This is a genomic window from Thalassospira sp. MCCC 1A02898, from assembly GCF_001618185.1.
GTDB lineage: Bacteria > Pseudomonadota > Alphaproteobacteria > Rhodospirillales > Thalassospiraceae > Thalassospira > Thalassospira tepidiphila.
In genome coordinates this window covers 74,417-93,692 of the sequence record NZ_LPXK01000002.1, presented here as the reverse complement: position 1 = coordinate 93,692, position 19,276 = coordinate 74,417, and the positions used below count along the sequence as shown (strand labels likewise).

The 19,276-nt window shown below is 55.2% G+C and carries 18 protein-coding genes; 10 read left to right on the top strand and 8 right to left on the bottom strand.

Features of this window, described 5'->3' with window-relative positions; translation table 11 throughout:
- The first annotated feature begins 73 nt into the window (after positions 1-73).
- The 8 genes from AUQ41_RS04265 to AUQ41_RS04230 all read left to right on the top strand — a co-directional run bounded on the left by AUQ41_RS04265 (position 74) and on the right by AUQ41_RS04230 (position 8,734).
- The gene (locus AUQ41_RS04265) at positions 74-1,228 is read left to right on the top strand and encodes a PotD/PotF family extracellular solute-binding protein (protein WP_063086924.1); all 1,155 of its coding nucleotides are present in this window, start codon (positions 74-76) and stop codon (positions 1,226-1,228) included.
- 105 nt (positions 1,229-1,333) lie between these two features.
- Positions 1,334-2,431 (top strand): ABC transporter ATP-binding protein, encoded by a 1,098-nt coding sequence (locus tag AUQ41_RS04260; RefSeq protein ID WP_063086923.1) that lies wholly within the window; start codon positions 1,334-1,336, stop codon positions 2,429-2,431.
- Between the two features lie 29 nt (positions 2,432-2,460).
- On the top strand, positions 2,461-3,837 hold the full coding sequence (locus AUQ41_RS04255) for an aspartate aminotransferase family protein (RefSeq protein ID WP_063086922.1): 1,377 nt from the start codon (positions 2,461-2,463) through the stop codon (positions 3,835-3,837).
- Positions 3,834-4,763: a 3-keto-5-aminohexanoate cleavage protein gene (locus AUQ41_RS04250; protein ID WP_063086921.1), complete on the top strand. Its 930-nt coding sequence runs from the start codon at positions 3,834-3,836 to the stop codon at positions 4,761-4,763. The genes AUQ41_RS04255 and AUQ41_RS04250 overlap by 4 nt, the downstream gene beginning before the upstream one ends.
- Before the next feature lie 56 nt (positions 4,764-4,819).
- Complete coding sequence (locus AUQ41_RS04245; RefSeq protein ID WP_143588721.1) at positions 4,820-5,863, top strand: histone deacetylase family protein; 1,044 nt, start codon at positions 4,820-4,822, stop codon at positions 5,861-5,863.
- An 11-nt stretch (positions 5,864-5,874) separates the two neighbouring features.
- Complete coding sequence (locus AUQ41_RS04240) at positions 5,875-7,020, top strand: FAD-binding oxidoreductase (protein WP_063086920.1); 1,146 nt, start codon at positions 5,875-5,877, stop codon at positions 7,018-7,020.
- Between the two features lie 33 nt (positions 7,021-7,053).
- Positions 7,054-8,340: an ArgE/DapE family deacylase gene (locus tag AUQ41_RS04235; RefSeq protein ID WP_063086919.1), complete on the top strand. Its 1,287-nt coding sequence runs from the start codon at positions 7,054-7,056 to the stop codon at positions 8,338-8,340.
- 46 nt (positions 8,341-8,386) lie between these two features.
- The gene (locus AUQ41_RS04230; protein ID WP_008891872.1) at positions 8,387-8,734 is read left to right on the top strand and encodes a RidA family protein; all 348 of its coding nucleotides are present in this window, start codon (positions 8,387-8,389) and stop codon (positions 8,732-8,734) included.
- Between the two features lie 80 nt (positions 8,735-8,814).
- Here AUQ41_RS04230 and AUQ41_RS04225 read toward each other — a convergent pair whose 3' ends face one another.
- Positions 8,815-10,047 carry a bifunctional alpha/beta hydrolase/OsmC family protein gene (locus AUQ41_RS04225; protein WP_063086918.1) on the bottom strand — a complete coding sequence of 411 codons (1,233 nt, stop codon included), beginning with the start codon at positions 10,045-10,047 and terminating at the stop codon, positions 8,815-8,817.
- A gap of 100 nt (positions 10,048-10,147) precedes the next feature.
- On the opposite strand from AUQ41_RS04225, the gene AUQ41_RS04220 reads away from it, so the two are divergent.
- Complete coding sequence (locus AUQ41_RS04220; RefSeq protein WP_063086917.1) at positions 10,148-10,657, top strand: GNAT family N-acetyltransferase; 510 nt, start codon at positions 10,148-10,150, stop codon at positions 10,655-10,657.
- A gap of 56 nt (positions 10,658-10,713) precedes the next feature.
- Here the strand turns inward: AUQ41_RS04220 and AUQ41_RS04215 are convergent, their stop codons facing one another.
- The 7 genes from AUQ41_RS04215 to AUQ41_RS04185 all read right to left on the bottom strand — a co-directional run bounded on the left by AUQ41_RS04215 (position 10,714) and on the right by AUQ41_RS04185 (position 17,902).
- Complete coding sequence (locus tag AUQ41_RS04215) at positions 10,714-11,211, bottom strand: thioesterase family protein (protein ID WP_063086916.1); 498 nt, start codon at positions 11,209-11,211, stop codon at positions 10,714-10,716.
- A complete protein-coding gene (locus AUQ41_RS04210; RefSeq protein ID WP_063086915.1) occupies positions 11,208-12,149 on the bottom strand; it encodes an ornithine cyclodeaminase family protein in 942 nt (313 codons plus the stop codon). The genes AUQ41_RS04215 and AUQ41_RS04210 overlap by 4 nt, the downstream gene beginning before the upstream one ends.
- A 127-nt stretch (positions 12,150-12,276) precedes the next feature.
- On the bottom strand, positions 12,277-13,128 hold the full coding sequence (locus AUQ41_RS04205) for an alpha/beta hydrolase (RefSeq protein ID WP_063086914.1): 852 nt from the start codon (positions 13,126-13,128) through the stop codon (positions 12,277-12,279).
- 265 nt (positions 13,129-13,393) lie between these two features.
- Complete coding sequence (locus tag AUQ41_RS04200) at positions 13,394-14,863, bottom strand: M81 family metallopeptidase (protein WP_063086913.1); 1,470 nt, start codon at positions 14,861-14,863, stop codon at positions 13,394-13,396.
- An 87-nt stretch (positions 14,864-14,950) separates the two neighbouring features.
- Positions 14,951-16,006: a DctP family TRAP transporter solute-binding subunit gene (locus AUQ41_RS04195; RefSeq protein WP_063086912.1), complete on the bottom strand. Its 1,056-nt coding sequence runs from the start codon at positions 16,004-16,006 to the stop codon at positions 14,951-14,953.
- Positions 16,007-16,103: 97 nt separating this feature from the next.
- Entirely contained in the window at positions 16,104-17,384 is a 1,281-nt protein-coding gene (locus AUQ41_RS04190; RefSeq protein WP_063086911.1) for a TRAP transporter large permease, read from the bottom strand.
- A complete protein-coding gene (locus AUQ41_RS04185; protein ID WP_063086910.1) occupies positions 17,381-17,902 on the bottom strand; it encodes a TRAP transporter small permease in 522 nt (173 codons plus the stop codon). The genes AUQ41_RS04190 and AUQ41_RS04185 overlap by 4 nt, the downstream gene beginning before the upstream one ends.
- A 481-nt stretch (positions 17,903-18,383) precedes the next feature.
- Between AUQ41_RS04185 and AUQ41_RS04180 the strand changes: the two genes are divergently transcribed.
- Entirely contained in the window at positions 18,384-19,268 is an 885-nt protein-coding gene (locus AUQ41_RS04180; RefSeq protein WP_063086909.1) for a MurR/RpiR family transcriptional regulator, read from the top strand.
- Positions 19,269-19,276 lie beyond the last annotated feature (8 nt).

Genomic DNA, 19,276 nt, shown 5'->3' with positions numbered 1-19,276 from the left:
GAACAACACCAAAAAAACAACGACCAACAACAAGACCGATCAACGGATATATCGTTTTATCAGGAGGCCTTAAATGGACGATACCAAACGTTATGAACGCCTACTTAATCGCTATCGCGACGGGGACATTAACCGCCGTACTTTCCTGACCGCACTGGGTGCGGCCGGCGTTGTTGCCGGGGTCACCGGCGGCCCGATGGGCATGCTGGCCCGCAAGGCGATGGCCGCAACCCCGGAACAGGTCCGCTTTGATGGTTGGGGCGGCGTTGTTTCCGAGGCATTCGAAAAATATGCCTTCGCGCCCTATACCAAGAAAACCGGCATTGAAGTGGTTTCGGGCACCTTTGGCGGTGCGGACGAATATATTGCCCGCGTCAAGGCCAGCCAGCCGGGCGAATTCAACCTCGCCCACCTGTCGGGCGTGTTCGACTATGCGCGCTATCACGGTCTGGAACTGACGTCCGAACTCAATGAAGACAACATTCCGAACCTGAAAAACGTCATCCCGACACTGGTCGAGCCGCTGCGCAAGATCACCGGCGGTACGATTTCAGCCGTTCCGTATGATTACGGCACCACCGGCATTGCCTATAACCGCAAATATATCAGCGACGACGAAGCCAAGGCCAAGGGTGCCAAGCTGATGGTTGATGAAGCCTATAAAGGCAAAATCGGCGGCTGGGGCGAATGGAAAACCCGTATCTGGTACGGCGCAATGCAGTCCGATCAGGACCCGAACAACATTCAGAATATCGAAGCCGTTTGGGACATGGTCCGCGCGCACCGTGACCTTGCGCTGAAATACTGGTCTTCGGGGGCGGAACTGATGAGCCTTCTGGCCGAAGAAGAAATCTATGTCACCGAAGGCTGGTCTGGCCGCATCAAGGCACTGCAGGATCAGGGCCATGACATTGGCTATCTTGATCCGGCCGGTGGCCTTGGTTGGCAGGAATGCCTGTTTGTGCTGCGTGGCAGCCCGATGGCGGCCTGTGAAGAACTTCTGAACTTCATGCTGGAGCCGGAAGTGGCGATTGCCGTTGCCGAAGGTCAAAGCTATCCGCCGGCCCTTGATCCGCAGAAGATCGAACTGGGCGAGGTCATCCCGACCCTTCCGGCATTTGATCCGAGCGGAACACTTTCGTCGCTTAGCTTCTTTGATCCGGCATACTGGAACGAAAACGAAGCTGACTGGTCGAAAACGTTCTCGCGTGTGCAGCGCGGCTACTAAGCCCCGCCTGCTTGCCTGAAACTGTGTCCTGGCCGCGCACAACCGGCCAGGACAGACTTGCCGCCTTATGTCGGGTGCGGCGCAATTCAGACAGGGTATTTAACAATGGCAGACAGACAAAACGCTGTTGAACTGCACAATGTCGTTAAACGGTTTGGTGAATTCACCGCCGTCAAACGCATTGATTTGACCGTCCCGGACAACAGTTTTGTAACTTTCCTTGGTCCGTCGGGCTGTGGCAAGACAACGACGCTGCGCATGATTGCGGGTCTGACCGATATTACCGAGGGGGATATTCTGATCCGCGGCAAACGGGTCAACAGCCTGCCGATCCACAAGCGCAATCTCGGCCTTGTGTTTCAGAACTATGCCCTGTTCCCGCACAAGACGATCTTTGACAACATCGCCTTTGGCCTGAAATACCGCAAGGTTTCAAAGGCCGACATTGCCGAGAAGGTCAACAAGGCGCTTGATCTAGTTCAGTTGCCGCATGTCGCAGACCGCTATCCCAATCAGCTTTCCGGTGGCCAGCAGCAGCGCATTGCCTTGGCGCGTGCGATTGTGATTGAACCGGATGTGTTGCTGCTTGATGAACCGCTTTCAGCCCTTGATGCCAATCTGCGCGAAGAAATGCGGGTGGAACTGAAACGCATCCAGCGCGAGCTTGGCGTCGCCACAGTGTTCGTCACCCATGACCAGTCCGAGGCCCTTGCCATGTCCGACAAGCTGGTTGTCATGAATAATGGTTTTGTCGAACAGGAAGGCGCGCCTGAGGAAGTTTACAACAATCCGGCATCTGCCTTTGTTGCCGACTTCCTTGGTCATTCCAATATCATCCAAGCCAACCTCGGCAGCCCCGATGCCGCCTTTACCCAAGTGGCACTTGAAAGCGGCGAGACATTGCTGACCACGGACGAACAGACCGCCAAGGCAAAGAATTCCAAAGACGTTCGCGCCGTGATCCGGGCCGAGAAAATTGACCTTTCCGAAGAAAACCGCGCTACCGATGGCGTGATTTCGATCCCCGGCAAGGTCAAAACCGTTGACTATCTGGGCCAACAGGCCCGTTACTTTGTCGAGGCCAATGGCCGCGACTGGCAGGTCATCAACCCGATTGATGCCCACCCCCATAAGGAAGGGGCCGATATCTTCATGCATATCGCGGCCCGTAATTGTGTGTTGTTACCCGGCCATCAGGATTAATCCTCCGCCGGTTCAGGAGAGCCACCAGAATGACGCATGATCCCAAAAGCCCCGTCGGACATAACCGGGAATCCCGTCTGTTTTATCAAAGCCGGTCCCGTCGCCCGCTGATCGAGCGATCAGAAGGCGTTTATATGTGGGACGTTGATGGCAAACGTTATATCGATGCGTCCAGCGGTGCCATGGTCAGCAATATCGGCCATAGCGACCCGCGCGTGATCGCCGCCATGACCAAGCAGCTTGAAAAGGCCAGCTTCGCCTATCGCCTGCATTTCGAAAATGACGCGGCCGAAGACCTTGCAATCCGCCTTGCCGACCGTGCACCAGGCGATCTTGAGCGCGTATTCTTTGTTTCTGGCGGGTCGGAGGCGGTTGAAAGCTGCATCAAGCTTGCCCGGCAATATGCACTGGCCAAGGGCCAGGCACAGCGCACGAAAATCATTTCACGCTTTCCGAGCTATCATGGTGCGACATTGGGTGCGCTTGCCATCACCGGCTATACGCCGATGCATGCGCCCTTCGCCCCCATGATGGTCGATCAGCCGAAAATTCCCGCACCGACGTGTTATCTTGATCGTGATGATCTGAGCGATCATGACCGCGGCATCAAATATGCCAACATGCTGGAAGCCGAAATCATCAAACAGGGCCCGGAAACCGTTCTTGGCTTCATCATGGAACCTGTTGGCGGGGCTGCCACCGGCGCACTGGTTGCCCCGGACAGTTACTATGGCCGCATTCGCGAGATTTGCGATCAGTACGGCATTCTTCTGATCTATGACGAGGTCATGACGGGGGCCGGCCGAACCGGCAAGTATTTCGCAGCCGAGCATTGGGGCATCGTGCCCGATATCCTTGCCGTATCCAAGGGATTGGCCGCCGGTTACGCGCCACTTGGTGCGATGATCGCACCCGACCGCATTGTTGGACCGGTGCTTGATCATGGCGGGTTCATTCATGGTTATACCTATGCCGGCAACCCGTTGGCCTGTGCGGCGGGCAATGGCGTCCTTGATGTGATCGAGGAGGACAATCTGCTTGAAAATGCCGCGACCAATGGTGCGGCACTCAAGGATGAATTGACCAAGCTTGCCGATGATTTCGCAATGATCGGTGATGTGCGCGGCAAAGGTTTGTTGCTGGCGGTTGAACTGGTCAAGGACCGCGACAGCATGGAACCGCTTGATCCCAAACATATGGCGGCAGCCCGACTGGTCGATATCGCCTATGACATGGGCCTGATCATTTACTGGCGCCGCACACGCGGCGGGTATCGCGGCGATCATGTCATGATCTGCCCGCCCATGACGATTACCAAGGAACAGTTTTCCGATATCCTTGTGCCGCTGCGCAAGGCATTGAGCGAACTGCAAGACGAACTCGAAGTCGCAGGAGCCTTCGCATGAGCCGCAAAGTCATCATCACCTGTGCGATTACCGGATCGGTTCATACCCCGTCCATGAGCCCGCATTTGCCGGTCACACCCGATGAAATCGCAACGCAGGCGATTGATGCCGCCAATGCCGGGGCATCAATCCTGCACCTGCATGCACGTGATCCCAAAACCGGTTATCCAAGCCCGGATCCGGATGTGTTCATGCAGTTCCTGCCAAAGATAAAGGCGGCAACCAATGCGGTGATCAACATTTCGACCGGTGGCGGCATGAACATGAATGTTCGTGACCGCATCCGGGCCGCACGCGAAGCGGCACCGGAAATGGCATCACTGAACATGGGTACGATGAATTTCGGCCTGTTCCCGGCCCTTGCCAGCCGCAATGAATGGAAACATGACTGGGAACCGGAATTCCTTGAAAGCAGCCGTGATTTTGTTTTCAAGAACACGTTTTCAGACATCGAAACCATTCTGGCCGAACTGGGTGACGCCAATGGCACCCGTTTCGAATTTGAATGTTATGACGTTGGGCACCTTTATACCCTGGCGCATTTTGTCGATCGCGGCCTGATCAAGGGGCCGATCTTCATTCAGTTCGTGTTGGGCGTTCTAGGCGGCATTGGCGCCGATCCTGATAACCTGGCGCATCTGAAACGCACCGCTGACAAGCTGTTTGGTGATCAGTATCAGTTTTCTGTTCTGGGGGCGGGACGCCATCAGATGCCGCTTGGCAGCATGTCGGCCGCGATGGGCGGCAATGTGCGGGTCGGGCTTGAAGACAACCTGTATATCAAGAAGGGCGAACTGGCGCCGGACAACGCATCGCAAGTTCGCAAAATCCGCGAGGTGCTTGACGGGTTGTCGCTTGAAATCGCAACTCCGGACGAGGCACGCGCGATCCTGGGTCTGAAAGGCGGCGACAAGGTCGCCTTCTGACGACAACCCCAACAAAGCCACCACCGTTTGACCACTTCATGTGAAAGGCGGCAGAGATGATGCATGCCTATTTCTCAGACGATCAGCTTCGCCATCACGGCAAGACATTCATTGTCGCGGGCGAAAAAAAGCCGATCCCCGAAGTCCCCGAACGCGCAGAAATCCTGCGCGGTGCGGTCGGGCGTCTGGGTCTTGATCTTCATGCCCCCAACGACGCCGGGCTTGCCCCGATTGCCGCCATTCACGATGCGCAATATCTGAACTTCCTGCAGACCATTCATGATGAATGGCAGGATGTCGGGGGTGCGGAACAGGTCATTCCAAACATCCACCCGTTTGATCGCAACGGCCCCTACCCGCGTCATCCGGCGGGCAAGGCGGGCTTTCATCTTGGCGATACATCGTGCCCGGTCTCACCCACCACATGGCATTCGGCCTATGCCAGCGCACAAACCGCAATTGCCGCTGCCCGTCATGTGCGTGATCAGGGCGCGAATACCGCCTATGCCCTGTGCCGTCCGCCGGGCCATCATGCCAGTGGCAATATTGCCGGGGGGTTTTGTTACCTGAACAACAGTGCAATTGCCGCCGAGGAGCTCCGCACCAAATATGACCGCGTAGCGATCCTTGACGTCGATTTGCATCATGGCAACGGGACCCAGCATATTTTCTATGACCGGCCTGATGTCATGACTTTGTCGATCCATGCTGATCCGATGGATTTTTATCCGTTCTATTGGGGGCATGCCGAGGAACTTGGCGCACAGGACGGGCTTGGCTTTAACCATAATCAGCCCCTGCCCCTTGGCAGTGGTGATGCGGTGTTTCTTGATGCGCTTGACCGGGCATTGGCGAAGATCGACGATTTCGGTGCGGATGCGGTTATTATCGCGCTTGGCCTTGATGCATCACGCGATGATCCGTTTGGCGGATTGACGGTCAGCCCCGACGGTTTTGCCCGGATCGGCGAAAAAATTGGCACCCTTTCCTGCCCGACCGTTCTGGTGCAGGAAGGTGGTTATGTTAGTGAAACACTTGCAGAAAACCTTTATCAATTTATCAGCGGCTTTGGCGCGACCACCAAAACAAACCCGATTTAAGAAGGCCCCACATGACACATTCGGACATCCTGATCATCGGCGGCGGCATTGCCGGAATGTCAGCTGCATTCTTTTTGGCCAAGGCGGGCAAATCCGTCACGGTTCTCGAACGCGAAGACCAGCCGGGCTATCACAGCACGGGCCGCTCAGCAGCCCTTTATAGCGAGACCTATGGCCCGAAGATCATCCGCAAGATGTCGACCGCCAGCCGGGCTTTCTTCATCACCCCGCCAAACGGATTTACCGAAAACCCGATCCTGACCCCGCGCGGCATCATCATGACCGCTGCCCCGGGCGAAGAAGCCAAACTTGATGCCATCCTGACTGAGGGTCGCGCAAACGGGGCGAACTTTGTTGAACTGACGCCCGATGAACTTAAGGAAATTGTGCCAGTCATTCATACCGACCGGGTGGCCAAGGCGGCCTATGAACCGGATGCCATGGATATTGACGTGCATGCGCTTCACTGGGGCTTTATTCGCCAGTTCAAGGCGCTTGGCGGTTCGGTTATCACCAAGACCGATGTCAGCGCGATTGGCAAGGCAGACGGCAAATGGCAGGTCACGTTGGCCAAGGGTGATGTCTATACCGGCAATATCGTTGTGAATGCTGCGGGTGCCTGGGCCGACGAGATCGCAACCAAGGCCGGGATCAAGCCGCTTGGCATCGTTCCCAAACGCCGCACGGCAGTAATGGTGGATGTTCCCGCTGACGTCAAACCGCATGGCTGGCCGTTGGTCGCAAGCCTCGATGAGACGCTTTATTTCAAGGAAGATGCCGGTCGCTTGCTGGTGTCCCCGGCCGACACCACACCGACCGAGCCGCATGATGTCCAGCCCGAAGAACTTGATATCGCGATTACCATTGATCGCCTGATGACCGCTACCAGCATCGAGGTCCGCCGTCCGGGTGAAAGCTGGGCCGGATTGCGCAGCTTCTTTGCCGATGGCGATCCGGTATCAAGCTTTGATCCGGCTGATGACAGTTTCTATTGGCTGGCGGGTCAAGGCGGTTACGGTATTCAAACCGCACCGGCCATGGGCGAATATGCCGCAAGCATCATCACCGGAAACGGTGTACCGCCGCAGATGGAAAAGCTTGGCATTACCAAAGATGCCCTGTCTGCAACCCGCCCCACCCTCGCCACCGGCAAATAAATCATCAGAACCGGCCGTTTTGGAGAACCACCAATGTTAGACTTTGATCGCGCGGCCCTTCGCGAAGCTGTTTCAAAGCGCACCCAAAGTGCGATTGATGATTTGTGCGCGCTGGTGCGTCATGACAGCCTGCTTGGCAACGAAGCATCCGCGCAAGGTTGGATTGCCGACAAGTTTGCGGCGATGGGGCTGGATGTTGAACGGGTCAAGATTGATATCAGCGCCCTCCGTGATCAGCCGGGCTTTTCGCCGCCGGTGATTGACGGCTATGACGGGCGTGAAAACGTTGTTGGCCTGCACCGCCCGCAAAACCCGACGGGGCGCAGCCTGATCCTCAATGGTCATATGGATGTCGTGCCGACTGGCCCGGCGGAACAGTGGCGGTTTGGGCCCTTCACGCCGCATGTCGAGGATGACTGGATTTACGGGCGTGGGGCGGGCGATATGAAGGCCGGGATCATTGCCTATTGCCATGCGCTTCAGGCGCTGCACGATATTGGTCTTGAACCGGCTGCCCCCGTTACCCTGCAATCGGTGATCGAGGAAGAATGTACCGGCAATGGCGCGCTGGCCTGCCTGCATGCCGGATACAAGGCCGATTGCGCCATCATTCCCGAACCGTTCAACCAGACCCTGATGACCGCCCAGCTCGGTGTCATGTGGTTCCAGATCCATGTATCGGGCAGCCCGGCACATGTTCTCGATACCTCAGCAGGCAGCAACGCGATTGAGGCGGCCTTTGGTTTCTTTGAAACATTGAAGGAAGTCGAGGAAATCTGGAACCACCCGACCCACCGTCATGCGGCGTTTGGCGCGCATGTCCATCCGGTGAACTTCAATCTGGGCAAGATTGAAGGCGGTGAATGGGCGTCCACCGTGCCGCCGGTTTGCACCGCTGATATCCGTGTTGGGTTCTATCCGGGCATGGAGCTTGAAAAGGTGCGCGAAACCGTTGAGGCCGTCAAACAAAGCGCGCTTGATAACCACCCGGCTTGCAAAGGGGCCAAGATCGAGATCACCTATCGCGGTTTCCAGGCTGAAGGCTGCGAGATGGATATAAATCATCCGATGATGTCGATGATTGGCGACATTCATCAGGAAGTGACCGGCAAGGAGATCAGAAACCTTGCCTCGACCGCGACGACCGATGCGCGCTTTTTCCAGATTTATGGCAATATCCCGGCCACCTGTTATGGCCCGAAGGCCGAACGTATTCACGGGATTGACGAACGGGTTTCGATTGCGTCGATGATGGAAGTCACCGAGGTTCTTGCCCTGTTCATTGCCGACTGGTGCGGCGTACAAAAGCGTGCTACCTAAATCTCAATTCGAATAATATATCCAATGCTTTAACAAGGAGCGTTTCATGAGCATCCAGCGTCTTCACACCGGCCCGCGTATGAGCCAGGCCGTTGTCCATGGCAACACCATCTATCTGGCCGGTCAGGTTGGTAACCCCGATAGCGACATCACCAACCAGACCAAGGAATGCCTTGAAAAGGTTGATGCGCTTCTGGCCGAATGCGGTTCGAGCAAAGAAAACATCCTGTCGACCACCGTCTGGCTTGCCGACATGAAAGACTTTGCCGCAATGAACGCCGTTTGGGATGCATGGGTCCCGCAGGGTCACACCCCGGGTCGCGCCTGCGGCGAAGCAAAGCTTGCCACCCCGGATTATCTGGTTGAGTTCATTGTGATTGCGGCCAAGCCGTAAGTCACTTTGGCACCAATTAAAAAACGCCTGACACGGGAAACCGGTCAGGCGTTTTTTTGTTTCATCGGAAATCTGGTGGGCTAAACCCGGTCTTCGCGCGTGACGATCAGGGATGTCGCCTCCAGCGTTCTGTGCACCGGGCATTTATCGGCAATCTCGACCAAACGCTGACGGGTGGCATCATCCAGATCGCCGGTGAACCGGATGATGCGCTCGAACCGGTCAATCTTGCCACCTTTTGCCGAATGCTGTTCGCCGCATTCCGCACAATCATCGGCATGGACTTTTTGATGCAGGACTTCGGCACGGATGGAATCAATCGGGATCCCCTTATGATCGGCATACATCCGGATCGTCATCACCGTGCAACTGCCAAGGGCGGTTGACAGATAATCATAGGGCGAAGGCCCACTATCGAGCCCGCCGACCTTTTCCGGCTCGTCGGCCAGCAGGCGGTGCTTGCCCGCCATGACCATCGACTGGAACTTGCCAAGACCGGTTTCACGGACAATCACACCTTCGCCGATATCCGGTTTTGCCGATTTGCCTTCCGGCAGATATCGCTTGGCCCATGCGGCAATCACGGACGCGGTGTACTGCGCATCATCAGGATCACTCAGCAAATGGTCGGCTTGATCAAGCGAGACAAAGCTTTTGGGATGCTTGGCCGCATCAAAAATCTTGCCCGCATTTTCAATCCCGACAGTCTGATCAAGCGGGGCATGCAGCACCAGAAGCGCCTTTTTCATCTTTGCCACCTGTGTTGGCAGATCATATCCACTAAGGTCATCGACAAACTGCTTGCGAATGACAAACGGCCGCCCGCCAAGGCAAACTTCGGCCTCGCCCTTTTCGCGGATTTCATCAAGATGATCGGCAAAGTTATGGGTGACGTGATGAACATCTGCCGGTGCGCCAATGGTTGCAACCGCCGTTGCCTCCTTGATGCGATCAGCCACGGCCAGAACCGCTGCCCCACCAAGTGAATGTCCGATCAGAAGTTTCGGGGCCTCAAACGCGTCACGCAGGAAATCGGCCGCACGTTCAAGGTCATCAAGGTTGGATGTAAAGTTGGTCGAGGCGAAATCACCGCCCGATCCACCCAGGCCGGTAAAGTCAAACCGCAACACACCGATGCCCTCAATCGTCAGCGCCTCGGCAATTTTGCGGGCGGCAATCAGATCCTTGGTACAGGTGAAACAATGGGCAAACAGCGCATAGGCCTTGACCGGCCCGGTCGGCAGGTCTAGCCGTGCGGCCAGTTCGGCACCATGGGCCCCTTCAAATGTCACCTTGATCGGTTTTCCGGGCATTGTCATTCTCCTGACCTTTGAGGGGTGAAATCATACTGCTATTTCAGATAGTCCCCGATAATATCCTTCTTGATGCCACCGTAACACGGACAGTTCAGTGATGATCGTTCAAACCGAACGCACAATTTTGCGAGAAGCCACACATGACGACGCCCCGTTCATTCTTCAGCTGCTAAATGAGCCCGGATGGCTTCGGTTTATCGGTGATCGCAACATTCATGACCTTCAGGCGGCGCGAGATTATATCGATCTGCGTTTTCGGGAAAACTATGACAAGCTTGGCTTTGGGATGTGCGTTGCACTGGAAAAACACAGCAAAAGCCCGATTGGCCTGATCGGCTTTGTAAAGCGTGACACGCTTGATGCCCCTGATATCGGCTATGCCGTGACCGAGGCCCATCAGGGCAAGGGATATGCCTATGAAGTCAGTTCGGCACTGATCAATCATGGCTGGCATCACTACGGGTTTGACAAGATTTATGGCTATTGCCTGCCCGACAATGTCGCGTCTGTTCGGATGCTTGAAAAGCTCGGCCTGACTTATCTGCGCGATCAGGATGTCAATCATTCTGGCGAGATATGCAGGCTTTATATGGCAACCCGCCCCTAAGACTCATCGCAAAGACCAAAACAAAACCCCGCGATCTGATGATGCGGGGTTTTTGATTATTTGCGACGAATACCGATCTTGCGACCAACCCCGGACGGGATGGGTAAATTGGCGTGCGCGTCCTTGATCTTGTTTAGTGTTTCCATGATGTCATCGGGGAACGGGGCCGAACGCCGCTCCTTCATGTTGATATGCATGGTGATGATTTCATTGGTCGCGGCCAGCCAGCCCTCAGTGCCATGGCGCATTTCATGATACATGTGAATGCGTTTCTGATCGCAATCCAGAACACGGGTATGGATCACGTATGGATCATCCTGATGAATTTCGCGATCATAGGTCACATGCATTTCAAGCCCGAAGGTCGATCCGCCGCGCCGTTCGGGATAGCTATATCCCATCCCCACCGCATCAAGAAACGCCATCGATCCCAGATCGAATGCCACCACGTAATAACCGACATTCATATGGCCGTTGAAATCAATCCATTCGGGTTTGATATGCCCGCGAAAGGCTTCAAGCGGTTCAGGCGCAAACAGATCGGTGCTGATCATTTTTCGACGGCCTTTACGACTGCGACCGCCGCGACGAAATCTTCAAGCGAATGACCAACCGATTTAAAGACCGTGCATTCCGTATCAGATTCACGGCCTTTGACCTGCCCGCGGGTCAGGCCGAACAGATCGCCGATGATGTCGGATTTCGCAATCGCCCCGCTGTCGATGGCCTGAACGACGTCGCCGCCTTCGGCACTCGCCCCTTCGAAACTATCGACATAGATGCGGCACTTTTGCATGACGGCGTCATCGGTTTCGCGCATGGTTGGCTTGAACGCGCCGACCAGATCAACGTGCGTACCTTCACGCAGCCAGTCGCCATGTACGAGTGGCGCGGTCGAAAGGGTTGCGCATGAAATCAGATCGGCCGTCTTGCACGCCCCTTCGAGGTCATCCGTGCCCTTGGCGGTGAAGCCCAATTCGGCAATCTCGGTCGCGAGTTTTGCGGCCTTTTCGGGATTGCGGTTCCAGATCGTGACATTCTTGATCGGGCGAACTGATGCATGTGCCTTGATCAATTGGGGGGCCATCGCCCCGGACCCGACCATGACCATGTCGCTGGTGTCCTTGCGCGCCAGATAGTCGCATGCCAATGCGGATGCGGCAGCCGTACGGCGCGTGGTCAGTTTGGTGCCATCAATGACGGCGGATGGCTGGCCGGTAACGGCATCGAGCAAAACATAGGTGCCGGAAACAGCCGGAAGATTGCGCGCCGAATTGCCCGGCACGACGGCGGCGATTTTTACACCTGCTGCGCCATCCTTTTGCCAGGCTGGCATGATCAGGAAGGTTGCGTCATCCTCGTTACTGCGTTCCATGTTGAAATGACTGCGCAGGGGTGCTTCGCAGCCTTGTTTAAACCCGTCGCGAAGGGCTTCGACCAGATCACGGGGCGAGACGAATTTTTCGATATCTTCGGCAGTAATGAAACGCATGGGCCTTCCTGTATAAGCATTTTTGTTTTCAGCGCGGTAGCGGTCATATTTTATACCACGTTGAGCCACGCACGTCACAGGAAGACCAGCAGTTTTTTATGCTGTTTTGAAGGAATTTCAGCGCGATTTACGGCAACAAAAACCGTTTGAGCGTGCCAAACAGGGATCCGGTGCCAAGGAACACTTCTTCAAGCACGGTAAAGTGGTTTGCACCCCATGCCTTGTAGACCGAAACCTTAAGCCCGGCACTGCCGCAATAAGCACCATAGGCATCGCTTTGGCGGACAAATTCGGGGCTTTCATTACCGCCGACGACCACCATCAAACGCGCATCAAGCGGCACGCCATCCAGCATCGGTGAATTGTCGGCAGCTGACGCTTCGTCAAGCCGGACATCATCATTGATCGTCGTGTGGCGGATCGGTTCAAGATCAAAAACACCGGAAATCGGTACAATGGCCTCAAACGGCATCGCATCGCCAAGCGTTTCGGCCCAATCATGTGTGGCAAGGCGGGCGACGATCTGACCACCCGCCGAGTGGCCCGAAATCGAAATCCGGTCGCGGTCGCCGTTAAATTCTTCGATATGCTGATAAATATAGGTAATCGCGCGCACGGCTTCTTCGGTGATGTCGGCCACGGTTACATCCGGGCACAGATCATAATTCGGGCAGATGACCGTGAACCCGGCGGCGACCAGATCACGCGCGACAAAGGCATAATCCTTTTTGTCCTGACTGCGCCAATAACCACCATGGAAAAACACATGCACCGGTGCGCCCGGATCGGATGCCATGAAGATATCCATGGTTTCCTTGGGCCCGTCGCCATAGCGCACATCAATCTTGCCGCCAAGCTGGGCGCGGGTTTCGTCGGACAGTTTCACGAACCGTTCAAAATGGGTCATGAAGTCCGGCACGGTTTCGCGCGGATTATATTGCCATTCAAGCTCTGCTGCTGTGAAACCGCCCCAAGCCATCGGAACCTCATTATTATCGGTGAAAACGATCTCGCCCGGTTCAATCTTTCTTTAATTTCGGATTGTTTGCAAACACTTCGCAAAATAGATGGTGCTTTTAACCGAACTCACCAACGCGTACAGATCGCTCCCGCAAAAAAAGAGCCATGACCGGGCGTTAAACCCAATCATGGCCCCAATCCTTGACCAGTCCCTTGCAGGGAGACTTTTAACGGCTCGAATGTGTGGCTTTTGAACCGCTTGCGACTGGCACAAGGTAAACTTTCTAACCGGCCTTCTTTTCGAACGGATCTTCGACAATCGGCCACAGGGCGCGGGTCAAATGACGATATCCGTTCGTTTTCGGGTCGGACGGGTATGGTCCGTGCACATCGACATAAATGATCTCGCCCGCGATCTTGGCAAACGAGTCATAAAAATGGTTCGTCGATTTGATAAACAGGTATTTCTTCGATACCGGATCGATACCCATGTTGGAAAACAGGCTGGGATCAAAGCTTTGCGACCGGTTGGTATTGAGGATCACCTCCCCCCCGTCGGGCAGGATGATCACGGCGCAATCGCCAAGCGGAACGATGCTTTCACCGAAATACTGCCAGGCATCGCGTTTCAAGGTTTTGACCCGGACCTCGGCATCAATCGGCGCACCGGCATGGGCACCGGTTTTCCCGCCAAAACGCAGGGGTAAAACCGCACCCTCGCCCGCGGAAAAACAGGTCCGTACCGCCATCGGATCCCACAGGGTGCCAAAGGCATAATCGTTAAGTCCGCGTTCGATCACGGCCCGCAGCAAAATGGTGCTATCGCCCGGAACACCACCGCCCGGATTATCCCAGACATCGGTCAGGACAATCGGTTTGGCATCGGATGCCAGCGCCTGATCAAGCGCATCATCGGGTTTGGCAAAATCAGGCCGGGTGGCCCCACGGAAACCAAACAACTCAACCCCCAGGTTTCGTGCTATCTGCCTGGCTTCCGCAGGGTTATCGTTGGTGGTGACAATGACCTTGGCCCCAAGATCGGGCACGTCACCGGCCATAAATCCGTGAATGAAGGATACCGACAAGATATTGCCTGTTCCTTCCATTGCCTTTGCCCGGTCAATGAAAGACCGCATCGGTTCGCGCGAGGTGGGCAGGACCTCGATCATATGGCAGTCAAAAACTTCCTTGGTCGGTTTGATTTCGCCGCGCAATGTGCGCAATACAAGATCAACCACAGCCCGGCCGGTTTCGACAAAATCGGTATGGGGGAATTCTTTGAACGCGACAATAATGTCAGCGTTATCAATGCGTTTCGCGGTCAAATGACTGTGCGGATCAAAGCTTGTGCCAATCACGACATCAGGGCCGACCAGTGCGCGAATGCGCGCAATCAGATCACCTTCGCAATCAAGATAATCCTGGGCCACCATTGCGCCATGCAGACCAAGGATCACGCCATCGACCGGCATGGCCGCACGCAATTGGCCAAGCACCTCGTCGCGCAACTGCTCATAGGTTTGACGGTTGACCAACCCGCCCGGTTCCGCCCATGTCGCGGTTCCTTCGATCAGATCCCAGCCTTCCTTGGCGGCACGCAGGCGGCCTTCGGTAAAGACGGCACTGCACAGTGTCGGGGTGACCGGATGCTGGCCCGGCGGGGCATAAAAGCTTTCCTGAAAATCGGAAAAATCAGTGCGCAAAGGTGAAAATGTATTGGTCTCGGTTGCAATCGAGGCGCAAAAAATCCGCATGGCCCGTGCCTTTGTTATTGGTCTTTTGATATCAGCTAAAGAATTCCGAAGGGGCGAGAACCCCGCCCCTTCGGCAATTGGAATGGCTTATTCCATGTAACGGTTGGCGTTGGCCTTCTCGACTTCTTCCTTGAACAGGTTCAGAAGTTTGACGCCTTCATCGCCAAGGCTTTCCTGAACGTGCTTGACCACGACCGGCTGGGTTGCCTCTTTGAACTTTTCACGGTCCTCAGCCGACAGCGCGGTGATTTCCATTTTGTCCTTAAGGCCGGCAAGACCACGATCAGATGCCTCGATCACGCGTGACACGCCACGGCTTGCAACAACGCAAGACTGTGCAGCGTAACGAATGATTTTCTGCTGATCGGCGGTCAGGTCATCCCAGAATGCCTTCGACAGCATCATGGTGTATGGCGAGAACAGGTGGTTGGTCAGGGTCAGGTAGCCCTGAACTTCGTTGAACTTGGCAAAGGTCACGGTCGGAACCGGGTTCATCTGACCATCGATCACACCAGTCTGAAGACCGGCATAAACTTCGCCCCAGGCCATCGGATATGCTTCGGCACCAAGGGCCTGCATGATTTTCTGATGGGATGGCAGCGACATGGTACGAATGCGGATACCCTTGAAATCTTCAAGCGTTGCAATCGAATGCTGCGAGTTGGTCACAGCAAAGAACCCGCCGGTATCCGGGAAGCCAAGAACCTTCACATCACCCAGTTCGCCTTCGATGTCGCTTGCAAGCGTCTCGCCAAACGGACCATCAAACACGTCATAGGTCGATGCGTTGCTATCAAACGCAAAGGCAAGGTTCAGAACATCAATACGCGGATAGTAAGACGCCAGTGCACCGGTCGAGGTCAGGGTACCCTGGATCAGGCCATCACGGACCATCTGAACATGTTCGGCAGCCGAACCAAGCTGGTTGGACGGATAAACTTCGACTTCGATTTCACCGTTGGTATCGGCTTCGACGATGTTGGCGAAAACAGCCGTGCAGGCATGTGCCGGGTTTTCAAACGGGTCGGTCTTGTTGTCGTGCGCGAATTTAAGAACCTTCGGCTCGGCGAATGCCATCGAGGTGCTGCCCATCAGCATCGCGGTTGCAAGGGCGGCTGCGCCCAAACGCTTTACGGTTTTCATTTCTACCTCTCCTTGATTTAACGACTTTATGTGTCCGGCGTTATTGTGGTGTGCGCCCCAGCCCGGACCTGACCGGGGCTATATTCATCCCGATGACTTAGCGGAAGCCCAGCAATCGCGGTATCACGAGGGCAAGGTCCGACCAGAAGGCAAACAGGAACAGCACGCCCAGCTCGGCCAAAAGGAATGGCCAAAGTTGTGCGGCAATCTTTTCAAGCTTTTCACCTGTGACGGATGACAGGACAAACAGACAGGCCCCGACAGGCGGCGTCATCAGCGAGATGTTGAGTGCGAGGATAAAGATGATCCCGGCATGGATCGGGTCCATGCCGATCTGAACGGTCAGCGGCACCAGAACCGGGGCCAGAATGATCAGGATGGCGTTGATATCCATCACCATGCCGATCATCAAAAGCAGACCGACAATCATGAAAATCACGATGTAGGGATTTTCTGAAACGCCCAGAACCATGGTCGCGACTTCTTGCGGGATGCGGTTGAAGCTCAGCCACCAGCCAAGGATCGACGCAAAGGCAATGATCACAAAGATCACCCCGGTCACACGTGCTGTGCGCACCAACATCCTGAAGAAATCAGCAAAGCTAAGCGCGCGGTAAACAAACACACCAATGAACAGGGCATAGGCCACCGCAACCGATGCGGCCTCGGTCGGGGTGACGATCCCGCCAAGAATACCGCCCAGAATGATCAATGGCATGATCAGTGCGGTGATCGATGATTTGAAAATCTTCCAGACTTCCAAAAGCGACGCGCGGCGTTCATTTTTCGGCAGATTCTTGGATCGTGCGGTAACGGCAATCACCGTCATGCAGATCAGGCAGATCATAAGTCCGGGCAGGATACCGGCGGCAAACAGCCCCCCGATTGAAACGCCCATCAGTGATCCATAAACAACCATCAAACCCGATGGCGGAATGGTCGGCCCAATGATCGATCCGGCGGCAGTCACCGCACAGGCATAATCCCGGCGATATCCGCGTTCGACCATGGCAGGTACCAGCGTCTTGCCAAAGGCTGCGGCATCGGCGGTTGCGGCACCGGTTAGACCGGCAAAGAAAACAGATGCCAGCATGTTGGTATGGGCCAGCCCGCCCCGCATGTGCCCGACGAGTGCCTGGGCGAATTTCACCAACCGGCTGGTAATGCCGATATGGTTCATGATTTCGCCAGCCAGAATAAAGAACGGCATGGCAAGGAACGGGAAGACATTCAGCCCGTTAAAGACCTTGCTTGGGCCCTGGGACAAGAACATCCCCCCGCCCATGTCAAACAGGCCAACAACGCCTGCCACACCCAGGGCAAAGCCAATCGGCATGCCCAGAACCATCAGAACGACAAAGATAATGGCGACGATCATTCTGCGCCCTCCGCAAGATCAACCGGGACAAAACGGCCCTGATCACGCAAGGCAACGAGGAGGAGCTGAATGGCAGCAAGCAATGCCGAAACCGGCACGGCGGCATAAGGCAGTGCCAGTGACATGCCGAAAATCATCGCCTGACGGCGCATACCGCCTTGGGCGAAATCAAATCCATAGATCGCAAGGTAAAGGAAGGCTGCGAGCGCAATCAGATCCACCAGAAACAGGATTGTGCGCTGGATCGGCATCGGCAGGCTTAGAACAAACATGCCAATCCCGATATGTTCGCGCCGCGCAATCCCGGCCGAGATCGCCAGAAGTGCCGCCCAGATCATCAGATAGCGGGCCAGTTCTTCCGGCCATGGCAGTTGCCAATGAAATAAGTATCGGTCAACGACACCCAGCCAGACGTCCAGAACAAGAACAAGCATCAGAACCGCTATGATGCGTTCAACCACCCAATTCAGGCACCAGCTTGCGGTTGCAGCTGTGGTTTCAATACGGCGTAAAGCCATCTCCGCCAAACTCTCCACTGATCAAATGTTATGTAATTTTTCTACATACTGAGGTCCATTTTGTAGTTTGTCTACATTATTTATCTCCAAAGTTTCATATTTTTGCTCTTAAACTGACTTTTAAACTGCTATAAGTAGCTTAACTACATTATAAGATTTCGCAGCGACCCTGTTTCGACCAGACTTTCAAGCAGGAAATTCACCAATCGGATCAAGGATTAAGGCGTCCGAGATCCAAACGCCCCAAAGCCCGAAACAGCAACCTCGCCGTCTCGTGCATTGAATAACTACATGGTCAATTTCGACCGGGTTAATGTCGGGCAAAACGATGATATTTGATGTGAGAAAACACGCGTGCGGGGTACTGACATGACGCTTAAATTGAAATGGTGGCTATCGCCTGCAAACGGAAATAATGTTAGTTCCCAATAAGGTGTCGGTTTTGACACACCAAACCAGATAGACGGATCAGGTCGATTCCATGCAACAAACCGCCGACATCATCAGCCTGCTGCGCAGCCAGTCGGGCAAATTCCCGAACCGCGAACAACTGGTCGCGGACTATGTCAGCGCACATCTGGAAGATGTCACAACCATCGCCCTGTCCGATCTGGCGAAAAATGTCGGGGTCAGCGAACCCACCGTCATTCGGTTTTGCCGCACCTTGGGGTGCGACGGATTTCGCGATTTTAAAATCCGTCTGGCGCAAAACCTTGCTGTCAGCATTCAGTATCTGACATCCGAAGACATTTCAGATGACACAACCGCCGCAGATGTCCTGTCAAACCATGTTCTGGGCGTGATCATTGATAACCTGCGTCTGCTGCGTGATCAGTTATCCTCCGATCAAATTGACCAGGCTGCCGACATTCTGGTCAAGGCACGTCAGGTGGCGTTTTTCGGGGTTGGGGGTGGATCGACCACTGTGGCGTTTGATGCCGCAAACCGCTTTTTCCGGCTGGGAATTCCGGCACAATCGCAAAGCGACGGCTATTTGCAGCGGATGCTGGCCTCGACCTTTGGCGCAGAGGACGTGATATTCGCGATTTCCACCGGTGGTCGCCCGACGGAAATCATCCATTCCGCTGCCATTGCGCGCCAATATGGTGCCAAGGTCATCTCATTGACCAACCCTGACAGTCCGCTTGCCGCCGAGAGTGACTTGGTCATATCAATCAATATGCCGGAAAACCCCGACATCTATAAACCAACCGCCACGCGCCATGCGTTTCTGGCAACAATCGACGTGATTGCGACGGCCGTGGCACGACGGATGCCCGATCAGGCCAAGGAAAAGCTGCGACGTATTCGCTCGTCGCTGCTGACGGTTAATCCCCCAACCGGGCACCAACCCATCGGCGACTAAGATTTGAG